The following is a 19,057-nucleotide window of genomic DNA, read 5'->3' as shown; positions in this document are numbered from 1 at the left end:
CCCCCCCGCCATCTCCGGCGCAATGGACGGCATCAGCAGGTACGCCCCCAGCAGGGCGACCGCGAAGGTCCCCAGCGCCGCGCCCGCAATGAGAAGCGTGTATTTGATCACGGTCGACTGCATGGCCGGTGTCAGAGTAGCGACAGGGCCTCGTCGGTGCGGTCATGTCGGAGCACCGCCTGCTCGTCGAAGAAGGCCTCGCTCGCCTTCTCCTGCTCGCGGTCGTGCTGCTCCTTCTCCTGGCTCCGCAACTCCTCGAGGGCCTCCTCGGCCTGCCGGCGTTCTTGAAGCTCACTCCGAGCCCGCTCGACTCGCGTCCGGCAGTCCTTCACGGCCGCCCGGATCTTCTCCACCTTCTGATGCGCCTCCCGACGAAACGCGTCGGCCTGCTGGATGCGGGCCGGATCTTGCCGCCGTGCCTCATCCACCCGGCGCCGGCACTCTACCAGACGGTCCCTAGCCCGCTCCAGCTCAGCCTCCTTCTGCTCGCGCTCACGCTCAGCGTCGGCGAGGGCCTGGCGGGCCTCCTCGGTCTCGTGCCGGCGCAATTCCAGCACTTTCTGCAACGAGAAGCGGAACTTCTTTCCGGGCATTTCTTGGGGCTGCTGGGGCAACAGAACACGGTGTGAGGGCGAACCCGACGGCATTCAGCCGCCCGAGGGCGGCGTGTCCGCGCCGGGCGGGCCGCAGAGGAAGCGGCCGTCCGTCGACGCAGGCACCGGCCCAAGGCCCTCTGCCTGCGTGTCGTACACAAGAGTCAAAGTTCCTGCCATCTCCTACCTGGGAATGTCGTCCAGGAGTTGGCGGAGCTGGGTGGACGGCGCGGGGTCCGGCGGGGGGGCATCTACGGACTGCTGCAGAAAGTCGGCCAGCGCCGGATAGGCCTCGACGGCCCGGTCGGTCTCCGGGTCGCTTCCCTCCTCGTAGGCGCCCACGCTGATCAGGTCTTCTACCTCCTCGTAGGCGGACAGCAGCTCGCGGGCCTCCTGCGCGGCGGCCTCCGCCTCCGGATCCGCCACGCGCGGCATCACGCGACTTACGCTCTGCAGGACGTCGACGGCGGGGTAGTGCCCCGCCTCTGCCAGCTCGCGGGACAACACGATGTGGCCGTCCAGGATGCCGCGGGCCGCGTCGCTGATGGGCTCGTTCATGTCGTCCCCCTCCACGAGCACCGTAAAGATGCCGGTGATCGTGCCCGTTTCCGCCGGGCCGGCCCGCTCCAGCAGCCGGGGCAGCAGCGCGAACACACTGGGCGGATAGCCCCGTCGTGTTGGCGGCTCGCCCACGGCTAGCCCAATCTCGCGCTGCGCCTGCGCCACCCGCGTGATGGAATCCATCATGAGAAGCACGTCTCGCCCCCGGTCGCGGAAGTGCTCGGCGATCGCCATCGCCGCACTGGCCGCCTTCACCCGGCTCATCGCGGCCTCGTCCCCCGTCACGGCCACCAGCACCGAGCGGCGGAGGCCCTCGTCTCCCAGGTTGTCGACAATGAACTCTCGAACCTCGCGCCCCCGCTCCCCGATGAGGGCAATCACGTTGACGTCGGCCTCGGCCCGACGGGCAATCATCCCCAAGAGGGTACTTTTCCCCACCCCCGACCCCGCAAAGATGCCGGTTCGTTGCCCCTTTCCCATCTTCAAGAACGCGTCGATGGACCGAATGCCGGTGGAAAGGGGCGTGTCGATGAGGGGACGGTCCAGGGGAGAGGGCGGGTCGCGATGAATGGGCTCCTGCGCGTCCGTTCCGAGCGGCCCGTTGCCATCTATGGGGCGCCCCTCAGCGTCGATGACACGGCCCAGGAGATCGGGCCCCACCGGCACGCTCATGCCCTCGTCGGCGGGTCGGATCAGGCAGCCGGCCTGCAGGCCGTGCGTCTGCTCCATCGGCATAAGGACCGTCGTGCTCTCCTTCACCCCCACCACCTCAGCGCGCACTGTGCGCGTCTGGCCCCGCTCCTCCACGTGGATGCGGCACATCTCGCCCACCGCGGCGTCCAGGTCGCCGGCCTCCACGAGCAGCCCCACGACCGACGTGACGCGACCGTAGCGACGGGCCGGCACGGTCGTCTCTCGAATGTGATCGAGCGAGCGGTCCAGGGCGGGCATGGCACACGGAGGGGATGAACGAGGCAGGTCGAGAAGAGGCTATGCCCGGTCGGGCTCGGGGGCGGGCGCATCCGGTGTGCTCGTGGCAACCCGCCGGAGCTCCCCCCGGAGCGTCTCCAGGACCTCCGCCCGCAGCCGTCGCATGACGCCGGTCGGGGACGAGACGCACCAGTCGCCCTCCGCAAAGTCGGGCTCCGGCTCCAGGGTCAGCCCTTCGTAGTTTTCTTGGAGGCGCTCCACGAGCCCCGATTCCCGGACCCGCTGACAGTCGACCGGGTGTAGCTGAATCGTCACGGGCGGGGGGCCGGCCAGTGCGGTCACAGCCTCGATGACCGCCTCCTCCGAGGCCTGTCGCATCGCCTCCGGAAACGGTGCGTCCACGATCGTCTCGGCCAGGTCGAGCGTCAACTCCACGATCTTCGACTCGGCCTCGTCGATGTACGTCCCCCAGAGCTCTTCGAACCGACTCGTGTCTTCCAACAGCTGCTGGCGTGTGTCATCGAGCTCGGCCTGGACAGCTGCCTCCGCCTCCTCGTATCCGTCGTCGTACCCGGCCTCGTACCCGTCGTCGTGGCCCTCCTCGTACCCTTCGGCCCGGGCCGCCTCCACCTTCTCCTCCAGATGCGCTTTCCATTCTGCGTCGGTCCGCGCGGGCGGATCGTCGGCCTCGTCGTCCGGGGGGGCATCGGCCGCTTCGTCGTCGGGCTCCGACGGCGCCGCCGGGGCCTCGTCCGACGGCGTTCGGGGCGCCACCTCCTCCGGACGTACCGTCACCGGCTCGGGCGCCCGGTCCGCCTCGCCCGCCCGAAGGACGTGTCCCTGGGGCGCCACGTCGTCCGGCTCGGCCCCTGCGTCGTCGGGCTCCGTCGCCTCCACCTGCTCGGCGGGGATCCGGTCGGCCCCTTCCATGCGCACGTCCTCGTCGAGCGAAACGGACGTCGCCTCCGTCGCCTCCGCGTTTTTGATGACACGTCCCATGCAGTGTGTGTCGGTGGTGCAACAGAACAGAAGCGGACCGGGCCCGCCACCTACTCAATGACTGCTTCTTCAGAGGCGCGCGACAGCACGATCTCGTCTTTCTCTTCGAGCTCCTGCGCAATTTCGAGGATGCGGTGCTGCGCCTCTTCGACGTCGCTGACCCGGACACGGCCGAGCAGCTCGACCTCCTCCTCAAGCGCCTCGGCCACCCGCTCGCTCACGTTGCGCATAATCTTGTCCTTGAGCTCCTCGGAGGCCCCCTTGAGGCTGTAGGCCAGATCTTCCTGATCCACCTCCATGAGCAGCTTCTGCATGTCCTCCGCCCGGATGTTGGTCAGGTCGTCGAAGACAAACATGAGATTCTTGATGTTGGAGGCCAGCTCTTCGGAGCGGTCTCGAAGGTTGTCCAGAATGTTCTTTTCCGAGGAGCGACTCGTGGTGTTCAGGATCTCGGCGGCCTGCTCGATGCCCCCCATGACGCTCGTCTCGGCGCCGATGACGGACCCGAGTTGATTCCGGATCACCTCTTCGATGTCGTTGATCATCTCGGGGGACGTATTGCCGATCGTCGCGAGGCGGTACATGATTGCACTCTGCAATTCTTCCTCCAGCCCTGAGATGATCTCCGCGGCCTTTCGGGGGTTGAGGTGCGCGAGAATGAGGGCGGCGGTTTGGGGATGCTCGCGTCGAAGAAAGCCGGTGAGCTGGTCCGTCTCGACCGTCTGCAGGAGGTGGAACGCCGAGACCTCCATGGCCGCTTCCACGCGCATCATCACCTCTTCGGCCCGGCGGTTGCCCAGGGCCTCGTTGAGCACCTCCCGGGCGTACTCCACCCCGCCCTGCGTCACGTAGTCCTGCGCACGGGCGACGTCCCGGTACTCCAGCAGCACCTCCTCCACCATGTCGCTGGGCGCATTGCGCATCCGGGCCACCTCCACGGACACCTTCTCTACCTCTTCGTCGTTGAGGTGCGTAAGCACATCGCTGGCCGTGTCTACGCCGAGGGCGATAAGCAGCGTGGCGGCCTTCTGTGCACCGGTGAGGTCTTCCGGGTCTTCGGGGAGGGCCGTGCCTGGGGGCCCCTCCGGGCCCGCGGCCATGGCGCTGGGCTCGCCCCCCACGCCGGACGGCTCTGTGGGGGTCATCGGCTCATCGGAAAACGGGGACGCAGAGGATCCCATGGGAAATGAATGGGGGAATGGATGACGGATCGTGTGGGGTGAACGACGAGGCCGGGCCGGGAACCTACAGGGTCTTGTCCTCCACGAGCCAAGACCGGATCAGGTCGGCGGTCTGCTCTGGGTGTTCCTCCACCTGGTCCTGGATCTCCTCGAACATCTCACTCCGAGCCTCCAGGCGCGCCTTGGCCTCGTCGGAGAGCTTGTCCGTGTACATGTCGTCCTTCACGAGGCTTTCCTCTTCTTCTTGGAGGGCAGTGGGATCCTCGTCTCCGTCTTCGACCTGCGACTCCGGGGTCCGCCCCTCCACCTGTCGGGCCTCGGACGACTGGAGCGGCGTGGGCTGGTCCTGCGGGGTGGCGGTAAGGGCTCGAACGAGCGAGCGGGCCACCCAGACGGCCGCCCCGATCGCCACGAGAATGAGCCCGTACCGCAGATACAACCGCATCGGGCTCCCCTCCCCGCCGCCCTCGTCGGCGACCTGACCGCCCGGCCCCGCGTCGGTATTGAGGCGCGTCTGCTGGATCGTAAACCGGTCCCCTCGCTCCTCGTCGAACCCGACCGCGTTCTTGACGAGCGACTCGATCTTGGCGATCTCCCCCTGGTCGCGGGGCTCATACGTGATCTCTCCGTCCGGCCCCGTCGTCTTTTTCTGATCGACGACCACCGACACCGTCATCCGGCTCACGTCGCCCACGCTCTTCTCCGACCGCTTCGTGGTGCGGCTTACCTCAAAGTTGCGCACCACCGAGTTTGAATTGCCTGCCTCATCGCCGCCGCCCTCCTCCTGCATGCGCTCCTCACTGACGACGGTCGCGCTCTCCGGATCGACGAGGTCCTTCTCCGTGACCGTGCGGTCGAAGTCGAGCTCGGTGGAGACCCGAACGACCGCGTTCTCCGGCCCCACCACTTCTCGAAGCATCGACTGCCCCTGGTCCACGAGCTGCTCCTCCACCGACCGCTGCATGTCAATCTGCGTGGAGGTCATCTGCACGTTTTCGTCCGCGGCGTTCGGGTCGGACAGCATGGTGCCCTCCTGGTCGATGACCTTCACCTGGGAGGGGCTCAGCTTCTCCACGGCCCCCGCCACCAGCTGCGTCACGCCCTGCACCTGTGCCTGCGACAGGGACCCGCCCGCGAGTTGGAGCACGACTGAGGCGCTCGCCTCCACCTGCTGGGCCTGAAAGGGATCGTCCTCCGGCTCCACGAGGTGCACCCGCGCGCTCTCCACCTGCCCGACGCTCGACACCGTCCGGGCCAGCTCGCCCTCCAGCGCCCGCTTGCTGTTGAGCTTCTGCATGAAGTCCGTCATCCCGAGCGACCCCTGGTCGAACAGCTCATACCCGGTCTGCCCGTCGTCCATGGTGCCGTCCGAACTGAGCTGAAGGCGCAGCTCGTGCATCGAGGCGCGGGGGACGTACACCGCCGCCCCCTGATTGCGAAGCTCGTAGGAGACCCCTTCCTCCTTCAAACGGCTGATCACCTGGTTAGCATCCCCAGGGTCGAGGTCGCCGAAGAGGAGCGCGTAGTCGGGCCGGCTCGACCAGTAGGCCGTGCCGACCAGGAGCGCAACCGTGCCCACCGCCAACAGCCCGAGCCCGACCTGCTGCCCCGTGGAGAGGCGTCCCAGAAATTGCTGTATGCGCGCGAAAAACGATTCCATTCGTGGGTCAGAACAGCACTATCGCAAAGCGAATTCTCCGTCCTGCTCCCCCATCGGGACGGAGGGTGCAGAGCGGTTAGATTTGCGTCTGCATGATCTTCTGATAGGCCTCAAGCCCCCGGCTGCGCACCTCGTTCATAAGCTCAAACTGGAGCCGGGCCTGGTTCATCGAAATCATGACCTCGTGCAGGTCCTTTTCCTCCCCCGCCACGAAGGCACTCACCTTCTCGTTGGCCGTGTCTTGGGCCGCATCCACCCCGTCCACCGCGTTCTCAAGCGTGTCGCTGAAGCTGGGCCCATCGGTCGCCTCCTCCAGGTTGGGGAGGTCGTCCCCGCCCTCGTCTGTCTGCTGGAGGGCCGCCTGGCGGAAATGTTGGAGCTGTGAAGCCTTCATGGCCGTCGAGAGGGGTCTGTCCGTCGAGTACGGGGCATCGTGCCGAGTCGTCGAGCGTGTCACCGAGCGTGCGCGGGGAGAGCGTGCATGGACCACGGGGAACGGACCCGCGTCATCCGGTCACGTCCAGGTTGCCGCCCACGGCATTCGGATTGACCGTTTGCGACTCCCGCCCCCGCCCGTAGAGCTGCATCGACAGCTCCGGGTCCTCCGGAAAATTCTCCTCAATGGCCGTTTTCTCCTGCGTGGTGAGCGTGTCCCCGGAGGGATCCGGGGCCTCCGGCGACGCCGGGGCCCGCTGCGCCTCGGAAGATTCCTCGGGGGGCGAGGCAGATTTTTCGGGGCTCGCGGCGGCGTCCGACGATTCCCGGGACGGAGTGACGTCCTGTGTGTAGGCCGCGCGGCCGGCCGCAGAGGAACCGATCGTGTTCATGGGAGGCGAGACGGCACGTGTGCGAGAAGAGTGAGAAGGAGGCGGTCACTTAGATTTCGAACGTGCGCTGGGCCATGCTCTTGGTGGCCTCCACCGCCGAGAGGTTGGCCTCGTAGACGCGGTTGGCGGACGTCATCCGGGCCATCTCCTGCGCCACGTTCACGTCCGGGTAGTGGACGTACCCCTCCTCGTCGGCGTGGGGGTGGGAGGGATCGTACTCGAGACGCTCTTTTTCGAGCCCTTCGATCTCGGTCCTGGGCCCCAGGTCTCCGGTCGCCTGCTCCGGGGGCAGCGAGGCCTCGCGCAGGTGCCGGGCCTTGGTGTTTCGCAGCTCGAGCTGGGGCTTGAGGCCGCCCCGGCGGAGGCGCTCGTAGTCGGCATCGTCGACCTCCTGCACGGCCCGCTTGACCCGGAACGGATCCCCGTCCTCCGTGCGCGACGTGGAGGCGTTGGCAAGGTTTTCCGTCGCGGCGCCCAGCTTGCGCCGCTGAGCCTCCAGCCCGCGCGCAGCGGTTTTCATGGCGGGAAGGAACTGGGTTCCGATCGGCATGGGACAGCGGTTGGATCCGAATGAAGGAAAATGCGAGCAGGGGGCCGGGCGGCTACCGCGCGTTTCCGGTGATGCCCATTCGCATGAGGTCGAAGTGCTCGGTGAGGGCCCGGGAGGCCATCCGCGTGCGCATCTGGGTGTCGGTCAACGCCATGAGCTCCTCTTCGAGCACGGGCGGATCGTCCTCCACCTCCGTGTTGGCCTCCACCTCCGACTGCTCCCGGAGGCTGCCCGAGTGGCGGCGCACCTCCTGCAGCTCCTCCTCGAAGGACACCGACATCCGGTCGTACCCGGGCGTGTCGACGTTTGCCACGTTGCTGGACACGGCCCGCCGGCGCTGGGCGTAGGCGGACATCGCGTTGCGCAGAAGACGAACGTTTGTGGTCTCCATGGTCCAGTCAATTCTGCAGGGGGAGCGCGTCGGGCCCGTAATGTCATCAATCACTGTGCCACAATCGGGGGCCATCGGGCGCCACTCCCGTGACCACATCCGCTCACGTGTCAAAATGGAAGGTGACCGAGACAGATCTGGGAAATATTTACACCAAACTGCGGAGAGCCCGCCAGGCGACATCCCTATAGGCGCGCGCTGCGGACCACTTGGCGGCCCCGAGACGACCGGCCGCCAGGGTCGGCGTACGGTTTGCGCCCCCAATGGCCGACGCGCTGCCTCCCTTCATCGTCCCCCTTCCGTCCATGTCTCCCGACGCCTCCTCCGAGCGCACCTCGGTCCCGACCCTGGAGGTTCCATCCAGTCCGGGCGGGGCGGAATGTCCCGATGCCGGCGACGCGCCGTCTCCGGCCGGCAGACACGACGCGCCCCTGAAGCACTTGACGTCGGTGCTCACCCGCCATCTCGCGCCCCTCACGAACACGATCGCACGCCACGCCGATCGTCTGGTGGACGCCCCCACCCCCAAGCGCCGGCGCGAGAGTGCGATGGACGTGCTGGCCGCCTCCGCCCAGATCGATGACCTGCTGGCAGCGCTTCGCCACTACAGCCGCCCCGTCGAGGCGTCCGTCCAGCGCGTGCCCGTGACGGATGTGGTGCGGGACACGATCGGCCTGCTCGACGACACGGCACAGACGCGAGTCCGCACGAAGGTAGAGCCCGACGCAGACGGCCCCGTCGACGCGGACCCGGGCCTGCTTCGCCAGGCCCTGCTCAACCTTTTGACGAACGCCCTCGAGGCGACCGCCGTGCCCGAGACGGTGCTTCTGCGCGCTGCCCTGGCCGACACGGCGTCCGACGCCGCCCCGCAGGTGGCATTCGAGGTGTGGAACGACGGCGAAATTGAACTCGACGACCCGTCCGTTGTCTTCCAGCCCTTCTACTCGGCACGCCCTCAACATCTCGGGCTCGGGCTCCCCATCGCGGCACACATCGCCGAGCAGCACGGCGGCTCACTCCGCCTCTCCACCAACAGCGCCGCGGAGGGCGGGACCTGCTTCACCCTCCAGATTTGAGCCGCCTCGGCCGACGTCCCCACCCCGGCCATCGTGCCGTCCGGCCGCCCCCCAAAGACCGTCTCACCCACCGCCCCCGCACAGCATGCAAACAACATCGTCCGCACCGTCCACCACGACATCTCCTCACATACTGGCCGTCGACGACGAGGTCATGCTCCATGACGTCTTCGAGCGCCTGTTTCCACGCGAGGGCATCGAGGTAACGGCCTGTTCGAGCGGCACAGAGGCAATGGAGCACCTGGCAGACGCGGCCTTCGACCTCGTGCTGGCCACCCACCAGATGCCGGGCCCCGACGGGATGGAGCTGCTGGACCACATCCAGGAGCACCACCCGACGGTCCGCGTCATCCTACTCTCGGACCAGGACAACGCGCAAAATGCCGTGCGGGCGATGCAGCGGGGCGCCGCCGACTACATCCCGAAGCCGTTCTCCACCGACGAGCTCGTGGACCGCGTCAAGGACCTGCTCGCGGAGCCGGCGCCCTCCGCCGCGTCGGGCCGCCTTTCGGGAGACTCGATCCCCGACGCCCCGAACGTCACGTCGGCCGACGGGGCCCCCACGGGCAGCACCGACGACCCGGACCTCTCCGCCGGGTCCTCGCTCTTTTCTCAGGACGAGGCGCCGGAGAGCGACACCCCCTTCGTGGGCGAGCACGAGAGCATCCAGCACCTCAAGACGATGGTGCCGCGGGTCGCGCAGAGCGAAGCGCCCGTCTTCGTCCACGGGGAGAGCGGAACGGGGAAGGAGATTCTGTCCCGCCTGATTCACGACCAGAGTGCCCGGGCCGACGCCCCCTACGTCCCGATCAACTGCGCCGCCCTGCCGAGCGACCTGGTCGAAAGCCACCTGTTTGGGCACGTCGAGGGCGCCTTCACCGGCGCCGTGGACGACATGGACGGGGCGTTCGAACGGGCCGACGGCGGAACGCTTCTCCTCGACGAGATCACGGAGATCGACTGCGGCGTGCAGGCCAAACTGCTGCGCGTTCTGCAGGAGCAGCAGTTTCAGAAAATCGGTGCCTCGGACAAGAAAGAGGTGGACGTGCGCATCGTCGCCACCAGCAACCGGGACCTCAGGAACGCCGTGAACGAAGGGGCCTTTCGGGAAGACCTGTACCACCGCCTGGCCGTGTTTCCCCTCCACGTCCCGCCCCTCCGGGGCCGCCTCTCCGACATTCCCCTGTTGGCCGAACACTTCGTGGAGAAGTACACCGCCCGGTACGAGCTTGCGCACAAGTCCCTTTCGTCCGGGCTGCTTCAACGCTTCCAGACGCACCGCTGGCCCGGCAACGTACGGGAGCTCGAAAACATGATTCACCGCGGGGTGGTGATGGCCGCCGAGGCAGACGTCATCACGGAGGAGCACGTGTTGAACGCGTCGTTTGTGCAGGACACGGCCGGCACGCTTCCCCACCGCAACGATGCGGGCGCGACGCTCGCCCAGCTGTCGGACGAGGACGGCCCCCCGACGATCGCCGAAATGGAACGCAAGCTCATTTTGCGCACCCTGTCCCAGGACGACGTCAGTCAAAAGCACGCCGCCGAGCAGCTCGGGGTCAGCGCGCGGACCATCCGCAATAAGCTGCAGGAGTACCGGGACGAAGGCTTCTCGATCTAGAAGCCCCCGGCAAAACGGGAGCGACGAAGTGGGAGAACGTCTGGCAGGCGTCTCGTGCCCCGCCGCGGCCGGCGGTTCGGCCTGCGCGTCATGTCCTAGCCGAAGAGCTCGGCGAGAGAGGACGCCACGTCCCCGGTCACGTCCGGCTCGGTGAACCGTCCATTTTCGACCTGCTCCTGAAGCTCCGCGCGCCGCTCCTCTGAGAGCGACGACTCTTCATTCAGGGCCTGTCGGCCCCGCTCCACGAAGGCTGCGTCTTCACCACTGAGGCGCTCCTGGGCGGCGCGGGCAGCGTCGGAGATTTCGATTTGGTCGGTGCCGGCGGCATCGGTCGTCTCCGAGGCCGCCTCCTCCGAGGACGCCCCCTCCGAGTTGGCGGCCTGCTGCGCCTCGCCGATGTTCTCGTTGCGCGCCGAATCCGGCTGCAACGGCCCGGTGGAAGGGTTTTGAATGTTCATGGGCTCAAGCGCTGTTTGAAAAATGGATATCAAGGCCCCGTGCCACGGGCGAATGCCGTCTCACACTGGGTTATCGTGGCGCGGAGGCATTCTTTAAGTGAAGACGACGCAAGGGGCTCGGCTACCCGCTGAGTTCAGGGGGCAGTACGCCCTGGCGCCCCCCCTCATTCGCGGGCGAGGAGGTGGCGTGGTCGTCGTACGAGTCGTTCGCGTGCTGCAACCGGCGCAGTTGACTGAGCTCCGCCTCAATCTCGTCTTCTCGCTCGCGGAGCTGAGCCAGGAGGGCCTCGTGCTGGTCGGCCAGGGCCTCCCGCTTCTGCCGGAGCCTCCCTTCGGACCGGCGTTTGTCTCGCGTTGTGGACGCGGACGCGTCGGCGTCCGTTCCCGCGGCCGTCGTCTCCAGGCGGTCGATGAGCCGCGCACGCCGATCGATCAGTGTCGATGTACGCTCCCAGTCGTCGGCTTTCACAGCCTCAGAGATTCGCCTCCCGAGGTGGAGCAAGGCGTCGAGACGTTCGACGGGCGCAGCCATTTGCTCAGAACCGTGCTGTGGCAGATTGGGACTCGGCGACGCCGGCTAGAAGAGGCGCTGGCTGATGGACTGCTGCTGGTTCGCGAGGGACCGGATGGTGCTCTGCACCTGGGCAAACCGCTCCACAAGCTGCTTCTGCCGGCGCTGAAGGCGTTCGTCGAGCTGGTCGATGCGGTCGTCGATGCGGTCGACGCTGGTGTCGATGCTGTCTTGTCGGTCGTCCAGAAGGCCGCCGGTGTCGGCATACTGGTCCACACGCTCTTTCATCCGCGTCGCCACCCCATCTGGGCCCGCAAATAGGTCTTTCAGGGCGCCCTGGTCTTCGCGAACGGCCGTGCGAAGGGCGTCTTCGTCGGTGAGTTCCAGGGTGCCGTCCCGATTGGCCTCAATGCCAATGTCTGCGAGGGTGTTCAGCCCCTCCGGCTGGCCGTTTACCGGTCGGGTGGCGTCGGTGCGCAGCTGCCGGCTCAGGCGCCGGAAGGTGCTGTCGTCAGACAGCGCCCCCTCCTCCCCACTCCCTGGATTGATCTCTGTCTTCTCCCGGAGAAACGTGATGACTTCGTTGACGCGATCCACAAAGTTCTCTACGATGCTCTGCGCCCCCTCCTCGTCCGCCGAAATTTCGAAGGACGATTCGGTTCCCGTGGCCTTCTCCAGATTGACCGTAACGCCCTCGAGGGCATCGTCGACCTCGTTGTCGTTTCGTGTGAGGGTGAGCCCGTTGAGGGTAAACTCGCTGGTAAGCTTCGAGCTCCCCTCGTCGCCCCCGACTTTCGTGATTTCGCCACCCTGCGTGTCGTCCGCCTGCTGGCCCGCATTGACCTGAAGCGCCGAGAGCAGCCCGTCCCCGGAGTCCGAGAAGCCGAGCCGCCCCTGATAGCCTGTCTCTGCACTGCGGATCGACAAACGGGCCGTGTCGCTCGTGGGGCTCACGACCGAGACACTGGGGCGCTCATCGGACGAGATCGTGCCGTCGTCGACCGCCGTCTGGACCGCGTCGTCCACGGCCGTCTGTATGTTTCCTAGAATCTCTTCGTTGGTGGTCCCACTAGGATCCACCGTCACGCTGATTTGCTCACGGGCGTCGGGGGTGCCGTCGGTGGGCGAGGCGACCTCAACGTCAAAGGTTTGCTGCCCGTTGGTGTCAAAGAAGGTACGCAGGCCCGTATTCCCAGAATCATATGTCTTTGAAACCCGTCCGTCTTCGGAGGCGAGACGGTCGACGGTGAGCGAGTTGCTCCCGACCGTCGCGGTCTCGTCGGCCGAGACGCTGAAGGCCTCTGTGCCACTCTCAACCTCCACACTGCGTCCTTCAAACGGGCTGGACCCGGCGTCGGACAGGGTGCTGAGCTGGCTCTGGAGCGACGACAGCTTGCCGTCCAGGTCGCTCACCACCGACTTTGTGTTCTTCTTCTGCTGGCGCTCATTCTGAAGCTCCAGCTGAGGCTGGCGCTCAATCTGGAGCGTACGCTGAATCAGTCGCTGATACTGCGGGCTCAGGTTGGACGACGGGCCGATGGACGTTCCCATGGGTCTTTGCGGGCGGGCAGTGAGGAAAATCGTGAACGGGACGGGAGGGCCGCCTACGCGGGCTGTCCTTCGACAACGCCCTGCTTCCACCCGTCCCGGAGCTCTTCGAGCAGCCCACGGATCGTGTCGAGGTCTCCCCTCGCGCACTCGTTGAGGCAGAACTCGTAGATGCCTTGCAGCCGTTCGGCCAGCTCACCGCCCTCCTCCATGTTCAACGCCTTGATCAGCTCCATGAGCACGTCGCGGAGGGTATCTCGGTTTTCCTGATGGCAGGCCTGAATGCCCGCCTCGTAAAGCTTCTCGATCAGCTTCTCGGGCGAGGCGGTCTGGACCGACTGCTGCTGGTATTGCTGGCGCGCGCTGTACATGAGGATGGATGCAAATTTGAATCCAACGTGCGTGACGGAATTGGGACGAGCAACGCCGGGATGTCTCCGTCCCCCCGCGGAAACGATTTCCGGCCCGGAGAGACATTCCGGAACGGCGGCGCCCTCGTTGCTCACCTCTGGTTATCGGAGCCCTGGGCATTCTTTTAAGAACCTGTTCCATTTTCCGTCTCGGGGCCCCGATCGGCAGCGATGGCCCGCGATCCCACACAGGGTCCGAGGGCCCTACGGATCGCTCCCTCGCCTACGCACTCGGGGCGGTGGACGGCTCGCTCCGGGGCAGCCGCACCACGAACCGGCTCCCCGTTCCCTTTTCGGTGTGGACCTCCACGCTCCCCTCCATCTCCTCAACCGCCCGGCGGGTGACCGCCAGTCCCACCCCGCTCCCCTCATATTCTCGCCCGAGGCCCTCCGAGGCCTGTCGGAACGGCTCAAAGAGCTCCGCGGCCCTCTCCGGCTCCATGCCGATGCCGGTGTCTTCGACCTCCAGCACGGCCGCCCCGTCCTCCAGGGCCGTGCGGACCCACACCGTGCCTCCCTCTTCGGTGTACTTGATCGCGTTGGAGATGAGGTTCTGGACGACAATCTGCACCCCTCCCTCGTCGGCCCGGGCCCAAATGGGAGCACCGCCCGTCTCGTCCCGGAGGTCCACCCCTTCGTTCTCGGCCCTCGACATGAATTCTTCAGCCGTCCGACGCGTCCGGGCCGCGAGATCGATGGGCTGACTCTCCAGCTCCATCTGCCCGGCCTCCAGCTTCGAGAGGTTCAGCACCCCCTCCAGGGTATCCAGGAGTCGCTTCCCGCCTTGCTCAATCAAACGGACTTTCTGTCCCAGCGACTCGCCGGCCGACGCGTCCAGGGCATCCACTTCGGTCCCAAGGACCTCGGCGAACCCGATGATGGAGGTCAGGGGCGTGCGGATTTCGTGGCTCATGTTGGCGAGAAACGAGGACTTCAGCCGGGCCGCCTTCCGGGCCTCGTCCCGGGCCTCCTCGGCGTCGGTGCGGGCCGCCTCCGCCGTCTCCTTCGCCGCGCGAAGCTCCTCCTCCCGCCGCAGGCGCTCGAGCACCAGGGCAGCGTACCCGCCCAGCACCTCCAGGAGACGCAGGTTCAGCCGGTCGAAGCCGCCCTCCACCGGGGTCCCGACGATAATGACCCCGCGCCGACCGATCGGCACCCCCGCCGCGGAGCGCAGGTCGCCGTAGTCGATGTCGTTCTCCAGCGTCGCGGTGTTGGGGACGACGACCGCCTCCCCCGCCCGCAGGGCACGGGCCGCGATGGTGTCGCCGTCGACGGGCTGCGGGCTGGGAGACGGGAGATCCGCGTCGCCCTCGGCGGTGGTGCTCCTCGGGATGATCTCATCCGCCTCCACGAACGCGGTGTGCCGAAACGGATACGTGAAGACGTCCTGGAGCACCCCGTGTACCTCGTCGGCAATCTCTGCCGGGGACTCGGCCCGCAGCAGCCGCCGGGTCGCCTCGTAGAGCGCCTCGATCTTCTCCGTGCGCTCGCGGAGGGCCCGCTCCTGCCCCTTCTGGTCTGTGATGTCGTTGAGGTGAAACAGGGCCCCCTGCATCGCCCCGTTGGCGCCCTGCAGGGGCGCGCCGTTTATCGAGAGGACGCGCCAGGTTCCGTCCGGCCGCTCAATCGCGTGCTCGTAGCCGAGGATCGGCTCTTCGGTTCGGAGGACCCGCGGGAACGGGAGCTCCTCGTCCGGGATGGGACGGCCGTCGACCGTCGTGATGCTCCACGACGGGTCGTTGAAGGCGCGCCCGAGCGCCTCCTCCGTCTCGATCCCAAGCACCTCCTCGGCCCGCTCGTTGACCCGGATGAAGGCGCCCTCCTCGTCCAGCATCACGATGGCGGCCGGGCTCGTAGACAGCAGCCGGCTCAGAAGGTCGCGCTCCTCCCGAAGGCTGGTTTCCCGATCCAACCGGTCGAACACAACCGCCGCGTAGGTCCCCAGCACCTCGACCAGCCGGACGTCGAACTCGCTGATGGCACCCGGGGTCGGCGAGGCCACCGCAAAGGTGCCGTGCGTTCCCATCGGCACCACCACCACGGACCGGAGGTCTCCATACTCGTGCGGGTCTTCCACCTCGACGGCCTCCAGGTCCGAAATCGCGAGCGTGTCCCCGGACCGGTAGACCTCGGCCACGGCACTGTCCCCGTCGATGTCGAAGGGCGGGCGTTCAGGCATGAACTCGCGGGTTGCCTCCGACACGTGGACCACCTCCAGGCCCCCCTCGTGGGCAATCCGGACGGACACCCCCCGGTGGCCAAGGGCCTCCCGGATGATCTGGACCAGCACCGTGCCAATCTCGTCTTTACTGGAGGCCTTCAGCAGGCGGTCGGTCGTTTCGTACAGGGCCTCCACCTTCTCCTCTCGCTCACGGAGGGCCTGTTCCCGCCGGCTTCGCTCCGTTACGTCCCGGGTCGTGCCTACGATCTGCTGTACCGTCCCGTTGACCTCCACCGGCGCGATGCGGGTCGTCCGGTGCATCATCTCTCCGTCCAGATACACCGACTCTTCGTACTCAAGGGGTTCCTGCCGTCGGACGCACGCCCGGTACCGCTCCTCAGATTCTTTCCCGGCCTCGTCTTCGAGGATGTCCCGGGGCGTCCGTCCACGGACCTCCTCCTCAGAGAAGCCACTCATCTGTTCGTAGGCGGGATTGACTCGCTGAGCAGAAAACGTCAGTCTGGCCTCTTCCTCCTCGACGTCGACGAGGAAGAGCGCGTCCTGGGCGTTTTGGACGAGCATCTCCGACTGCCGCAGCCGTCGCTCTCGCTCCTTCTCATCGGTGACGTCCTGGGAGACGGCCATGCCGGCGATGACAGCCCCGTCCTCATCCCGAACCGGAAGGACCTGGATGCGGTAATCGCCTCCCTGGTATCGCTCCTCCAGGACGCCTTTCTCCCCCTCCAGGGCGCGGCGGTAGTACGCGGCCTGCCGGTCGGCAATGTCGTTCGGAAAGAGGTCGTGGAGCGTGCGCCCGACGACCTCCTCGGGCGAGAGCCCGACGGCGGTCAGTCCCTCTCCCCCGGCCAGCTGGAACGTCAGGTCCTCGTCGAACAGGAAGACAGCCCCGTCCGGAAAGTTTTCCACGAGGGTCTGGTACCGGCTCTTCGACGTCCGGAGGGCCGTCCGCCGCCGTCGCTGCTCGGTGATGTCTTGGAGGGCCCCGGTCACCTCGACGACCTCCCCATCTTCCTCAACCGGCGCGCCCACCGCGCGGACCCACCGACGATTCCCGTCGGCCGTGGTGATCCGATACTCTAGGTCGTAAGCCTCCCCCGCCTCCACGCAGCGGTCGAAGGCCTCGCGCACCCGCGACTGCGCGTCCGGGTGCGGAAACTCGAACGCCGCGTCCAGGTGTAGCTCGGTGTTCGGGTCCAGGTCGTGGATGCGGTACACCTTGTCCGACCAGGACACCGCCTCCGTCCGGAGATCGACCGTCCACGCCCCCGTCAGCCGCTGGGCCTGTTCCAAAAGGCCCCGCTGCCGTCGGAGCTCCTCTTCTCGCTCCCGCGCCTCGGTCACATCCCGCTGGATGGACACCCAGTACTGCAGGGTGCCCCCCGCATCGAACATCGGGGTCGTGGTCCAGCGGGCGACGTAGCGCTCTCCATCTTTGCGGTAGTTTACGGTCTCCCCCGCCCACGCCTCCCGGGCCGCCATGGCCTGTTCGAGGGACTCGATCACCGCCGGGTCCGTCTCCGGGCCCCGGAGCAGCTGCGGCGTCCGGCCGAGGAGCTCCGCCTCGGCGTACCCGGTCATCTCTTCGAACGCGCGGTTCACGTACACGATCGTCCCACTGCCTGCGTCCCCGCCCGCATCGCACCCGGGGGCCTCGGTCACCACCACGCCGTCGGTGGTCTGCTCCACCGCCTCGGACAGAATGTGTAGGCGTCGCTCCCGGGCCTTCCGGTCGGTGATGTCGAGCATGAGGCCGCTAAAGACGAGCGTTTCCCCGACCGCCCCCGGGCGCCGCTCCAGTGTGGAGGTGAGCAGGAGCCACACCCGCTCCCCGTCGGGCCGGTCGAACGGCAGCTCCACCTGCTCGGGCGCCTCCCCGCTGCGGGCCGCCCGGACGCACCGGTCGTGCCGCTCCCGGTACGCCTCCGGCACCCGGCGCAGAAACTGCGCCTCGAAGTCGTCCGCCTCCGGGGACAGCCCGAGCAGCGCCTCGGCCCGCTCGCCGACGAACGCGTAGCGGCCCGCCCCGTCCGGCTCCACCCGGTACTGAAACTCAACGCCGGGGAGGCTCCGGGCCACCCCGCGGAGCCGGTCCACCTCGGCCGTCCCGGGCCGCAGGGCCCCAGCGGGCTTGGCCGCTCCCACAGACAGGAAGCAGCGCCGGGCCCAGGCCCCGACCAGACACACCGCGGCACCGGCCACGAACGAGAGAATGTATCCGAGCACCGGTCCACCGGCAGGAAGCGTACTCATCGGCCCTCACCTGTGCGGGTCGACAGGGCGACTAAGGAGAAGATTGTGTTGGGCTACGAGTGTAAGCAAAAATTAGGGCAACGAAAACAGCAGGGGTCAGGGAGGTCCACACGACTCCTTCCCGTGACGAATCCGTAACATTGACGCGGGCCCCTGGGGACTCGACAGCACCGTGTGGGAGGCGTGCCCTGGACGACGCCCCCGGTGCGGCCCGACGCCGTCGAAGAGGGCGCTCCCGGCAGCCCCACACGGTGCGGACGACCCTGCAGAAGGTCCTGCACAACCCCCTCTACAAAAACGTACAGCCCCCGGCGGGCGGCCGGCGGCTGTGCTTGGGGAACGAAACCCGTTCCCAAAAGAGGGAGAAAGTGGGCCTCCGTCAAGCGGATTACTGGAGAAGCGAGAGCACGCTCTGGCCCGCCGCGTTGGCCTGCGCCAGCTGCGCGGTCCCGGACTGCTGCTGCACCTGCAGCTTCGCCACCTGCGTCTGCTCCTTCGCAAAGTCGGCGTCCTCAATTCGGCTCTGGGCCGCGTTCAGGTTCGTCTGGCTCGTCTCCAGGTTCGACTCCTTGAACGAGAGCCGGTTCTGGCTCGCGCCCAGGTCACTGAGCTGACTCGTCAGCCCGTTGATCGCACTGTCCACGTCGTCGATGATGGCGCGGGCCTCATCGGAGCTGCCGCCCTGCAGCCGACGGCCAATATCGTCACTGTCCTTGACTTCGACCGAGAAGCTCTTCGTCTCGCTAGCTCCGATTTGGTTCGTCGCGATGCTCAGATTGCTGGCATCAAATGCAATCTTGTTGCTCCCATCACTCGATAGAGTCAATGTGTCGTTAGTGCCGGTGAATGTGGTAGTAGCACCAGTAGAGGCCCCCGTGAATGTGGCTGTCGTGCCCGAAGCACTGAGTGTAAGCGTTGCAGTGCTCCCTGACCCAGTCGCCTGCGCGTTGATCTCGAAGGTGCCCCCTTCAAGGTCCCCCGCCAAGTTTGTCCCGGATGCATCCAAGGTCTTGAAGCCACCCGTTGTGAGCGCTGTAACGGCACTGGAGGTCGAGGAGAAATCTCCGGCGTTTACGTTCTGGCCGGCGTCGTCCCCGGTATTCGACGTAACGTCCAGGTCGCTCGCCACCCCGAGGTCTTCGGCAGTGGAGTTGGCGATGTTGACGTCGAAGGTCTGGTCGCTCTCCGACCCGGTCTGGAACGTCAGCCCGACCGAGTTGCCACCGGACCCCGACGACCCGCCCTTGATCAACTGATCCCCGTTGAACGTCGTGTTCTCGGCGATGTCGTTGACCTCCCCGACCAGCTC

Annotated in this window: 17 protein-coding genes; 2 read left to right on the top strand and 15 right to left on the bottom strand. The window is 66.9% G+C overall.

Annotated features, from left to right (window positions below; all coding sequences use genetic code 11):
• Positions 1-131 precede the first annotated feature (131 nt).
• The 9 genes from B7R93_RS07610 to B7R93_RS07570 all read right to left on the bottom strand — a co-directional run bounded on the left by B7R93_RS07610 (position 132) and on the right by B7R93_RS07570 (position 7,692).
• Positions 132-593 (bottom strand): flagellar export protein FliJ, encoded by a 462-nt coding sequence (locus tag B7R93_RS07610; protein ID WP_232798162.1) that lies wholly within the window; start codon positions 591-593, stop codon positions 132-134.
• Positions 594-776: 183 nt separating this feature from the next.
• The gene (locus tag B7R93_RS07605) at positions 777-2,105 is read right to left on the bottom strand and encodes a FliI/YscN family ATPase (protein WP_103020199.1); all 1,329 of its coding nucleotides are present in this window, start codon (positions 2,103-2,105) and stop codon (positions 777-779) included.
• A 39-nt stretch (positions 2,106-2,144) separates the two neighbouring features.
• Positions 2,145-3,083: a FliH/SctL family protein gene (locus tag B7R93_RS07600; RefSeq protein WP_103020198.1), complete on the bottom strand. Its 939-nt coding sequence runs from the start codon at positions 3,081-3,083 to the stop codon at positions 2,145-2,147.
• Between the two features lie 50 nt (positions 3,084-3,133).
• Positions 3,134-4,264: a flagellar motor switch protein FliG gene (gene fliG / locus B7R93_RS07595; RefSeq protein WP_232798160.1), complete on the bottom strand. Its 1,131-nt coding sequence runs from the start codon at positions 4,262-4,264 to the stop codon at positions 3,134-3,136.
• Between the two features lie 64 nt (positions 4,265-4,328).
• On the bottom strand, positions 4,329-5,924 hold the full coding sequence (gene fliF, locus B7R93_RS07590) for a flagellar basal-body MS-ring/collar protein FliF (protein WP_103020197.1): 1,596 nt from the start codon (positions 5,922-5,924) through the stop codon (positions 4,329-4,331).
• A gap of 76 nt (positions 5,925-6,000) precedes the next feature.
• A complete protein-coding gene (gene fliE / locus B7R93_RS07585; protein WP_103020196.1) occupies positions 6,001-6,318 on the bottom strand; it encodes a flagellar hook-basal body complex protein FliE in 318 nt (105 codons plus the stop codon).
• A 112-nt stretch (positions 6,319-6,430) separates the two neighbouring features.
• Positions 6,431-6,751 (bottom strand): hypothetical protein, encoded by a 321-nt coding sequence (locus tag B7R93_RS07580; protein WP_103020195.1) that lies wholly within the window; start codon positions 6,749-6,751, stop codon positions 6,431-6,433.
• Between the two features lie 49 nt (positions 6,752-6,800).
• The gene (gene flgC, locus B7R93_RS07575; protein ID WP_103020194.1) at positions 6,801-7,301 is read right to left on the bottom strand and encodes a flagellar basal body rod protein FlgC; all 501 of its coding nucleotides are present in this window, start codon (positions 7,299-7,301) and stop codon (positions 6,801-6,803) included.
• A 52-nt stretch (positions 7,302-7,353) separates the two neighbouring features.
• Positions 7,354-7,692 (bottom strand): flagellar basal body rod protein FlgB, encoded by a 339-nt coding sequence (locus tag B7R93_RS07570; protein ID WP_103020193.1) that lies wholly within the window; start codon positions 7,690-7,692, stop codon positions 7,354-7,356.
• A 305-nt stretch (positions 7,693-7,997) separates the two neighbouring features.
• On the opposite strand from B7R93_RS07570, the gene B7R93_RS07565 reads away from it, so the two are divergent.
• The gene (locus tag B7R93_RS07565) at positions 7,998-8,768 is read left to right on the top strand and encodes a sensor histidine kinase (protein ID WP_157942251.1); all 771 of its coding nucleotides are present in this window, start codon (positions 7,998-8,000) and stop codon (positions 8,766-8,768) included.
• An 85-nt stretch (positions 8,769-8,853) separates the two neighbouring features.
• Entirely contained in the window at positions 8,854-10,389 is a 1,536-nt protein-coding gene (locus B7R93_RS07560; RefSeq protein WP_103020191.1) for a sigma-54-dependent transcriptional regulator, read from the top strand.
• Between the two features lie 95 nt (positions 10,390-10,484).
• Here the strand turns inward: B7R93_RS07560 and B7R93_RS07555 are convergent, their stop codons facing one another.
• From B7R93_RS07555 to B7R93_RS15825, 6 genes are all read right to left on the bottom strand, one after another.
• Entirely contained in the window at positions 10,485-10,847 is a 363-nt protein-coding gene (locus B7R93_RS07555; protein ID WP_103020190.1) for a hypothetical protein, read from the bottom strand.
• Between the two features lie 121 nt (positions 10,848-10,968).
• Complete coding sequence (locus B7R93_RS07550) at positions 10,969-11,379, bottom strand: flagellar protein FliT (protein ID WP_103020189.1); 411 nt, start codon at positions 11,377-11,379, stop codon at positions 10,969-10,971.
• A gap of 45 nt (positions 11,380-11,424) precedes the next feature.
• Positions 11,425-12,909 (bottom strand): flagellar filament capping protein FliD, encoded by a 1,485-nt coding sequence (fliD, locus tag B7R93_RS07545; RefSeq protein ID WP_103020188.1) that lies wholly within the window; start codon positions 12,907-12,909, stop codon positions 11,425-11,427.
• Between the two features lie 53 nt (positions 12,910-12,962).
• On the bottom strand, positions 12,963-13,277 hold the full coding sequence (locus tag B7R93_RS07540) for a flagellar export chaperone FliS (protein ID WP_103020187.1): 315 nt from the start codon (positions 13,275-13,277) through the stop codon (positions 12,963-12,965).
• Between the two features lie 262 nt (positions 13,278-13,539).
• Entirely contained in the window at positions 13,540-17,748 is a 4,209-nt protein-coding gene (locus tag B7R93_RS15500) for a PAS domain S-box protein (RefSeq protein WP_198598621.1), read from the bottom strand.
• Positions 17,749-18,136: 388 nt separating this feature from the next.
• Positions 18,137-19,057, bottom strand: a 921-nt coding sequence (locus B7R93_RS15825; protein ID WP_103020186.1) for a flagellin, incomplete at its 5' end; no start/stop codon positions are given.

Origin of the sequence: Salinibacter altiplanensis (assembly GCF_002894645.1) — a bacterium.
GTDB lineage: Bacteria > Bacteroidota > Rhodothermia > Rhodothermales > Salinibacteraceae > Salinibacter > Salinibacter altiplanensis.
This window is presented reverse-complemented; position numbering and strand designations above follow the sequence as displayed.

Bases quoted from the DNA above. Each gene is read 5' to 3' on its own strand.
- fliF (WP_103020197.1), bottom strand. From the start codon at position 5,924: ATGGAATCGTTTTTCGCGCGCATACAGCAATTTCTGGGACGCCTCTCC.
- B7R93_RS07570 (WP_103020193.1), bottom strand. From the start codon at position 7,692: ATGGAGACCACAAACGTTCGTCTTCTGCGCAACGCGATGTCCGCCTAC.
- B7R93_RS07610 (WP_232798162.1), bottom strand. From the start codon at position 593: ATGCCCGGAAAGAAGTTCCGCTTCTCGTTGCAGAAAGTGCTGGAATTG.
- B7R93_RS07565 (WP_157942251.1), top strand. From the start codon at position 7,998: ATGTCTCCCGACGCCTCCTCCGAGCGCACCTCGGTCCCGACCCTGGAG.
- B7R93_RS15500 (WP_198598621.1), bottom strand. From the start codon at position 17,748: ATGAGTACGCTTCCTGCCGGTGGACCGGTGCTCGGATACATTCTCTCG.
- fliE (WP_103020196.1), bottom strand. From the start codon at position 6,318: ATGAAGGCTTCACAGCTCCAACATTTCCGCCAGGCGGCCCTCCAGCAG.
- B7R93_RS07600 (WP_103020198.1), bottom strand. From the start codon at position 3,083: ATGGGACGTGTCATCAAAAACGCGGAGGCGACGGAGGCGACGTCCGTT.
- B7R93_RS07605 (WP_103020199.1), bottom strand. From the start codon at position 2,105: ATGCCCGCCCTGGACCGCTCGCTCGATCACATTCGAGAGACGACCGTG.
- B7R93_RS07560 (WP_103020191.1), top strand. From the start codon at position 8,854: ATGCAAACAACATCGTCCGCACCGTCCACCACGACATCTCCTCACATA.
- B7R93_RS07550 (WP_103020189.1), bottom strand. From the start codon at position 11,379: ATGGCTGCGCCCGTCGAACGTCTCGACGCCTTGCTCCACCTCGGGAGG.
- flgC (WP_103020194.1), bottom strand. From the start codon at position 7,301: ATGCCGATCGGAACCCAGTTCCTTCCCGCCATGAAAACCGCTGCGCGC.
- fliG (WP_232798160.1), bottom strand. From the start codon at position 4,264: ATGGGATCCTCTGCGTCCCCGTTTTCCGATGAGCCGATGACCCCCACA.
- B7R93_RS07580 (WP_103020195.1), bottom strand. From the start codon at position 6,751: ATGAACACGATCGGTTCCTCTGCGGCCGGCCGCGCGGCCTACACACAG.
- fliD (WP_103020188.1), bottom strand. From the start codon at position 12,909: ATGGGAACGTCCATCGGCCCGTCGTCCAACCTGAGCCCGCAGTATCAG.
- B7R93_RS07540 (WP_103020187.1), bottom strand. From the start codon at position 13,277: ATGTACAGCGCGCGCCAGCAATACCAGCAGCAGTCGGTCCAGACCGCC.
- B7R93_RS07555 (WP_103020190.1), bottom strand. From the start codon at position 10,847: ATGAACATTCAAAACCCTTCCACCGGGCCGTTGCAGCCGGATTCGGCG.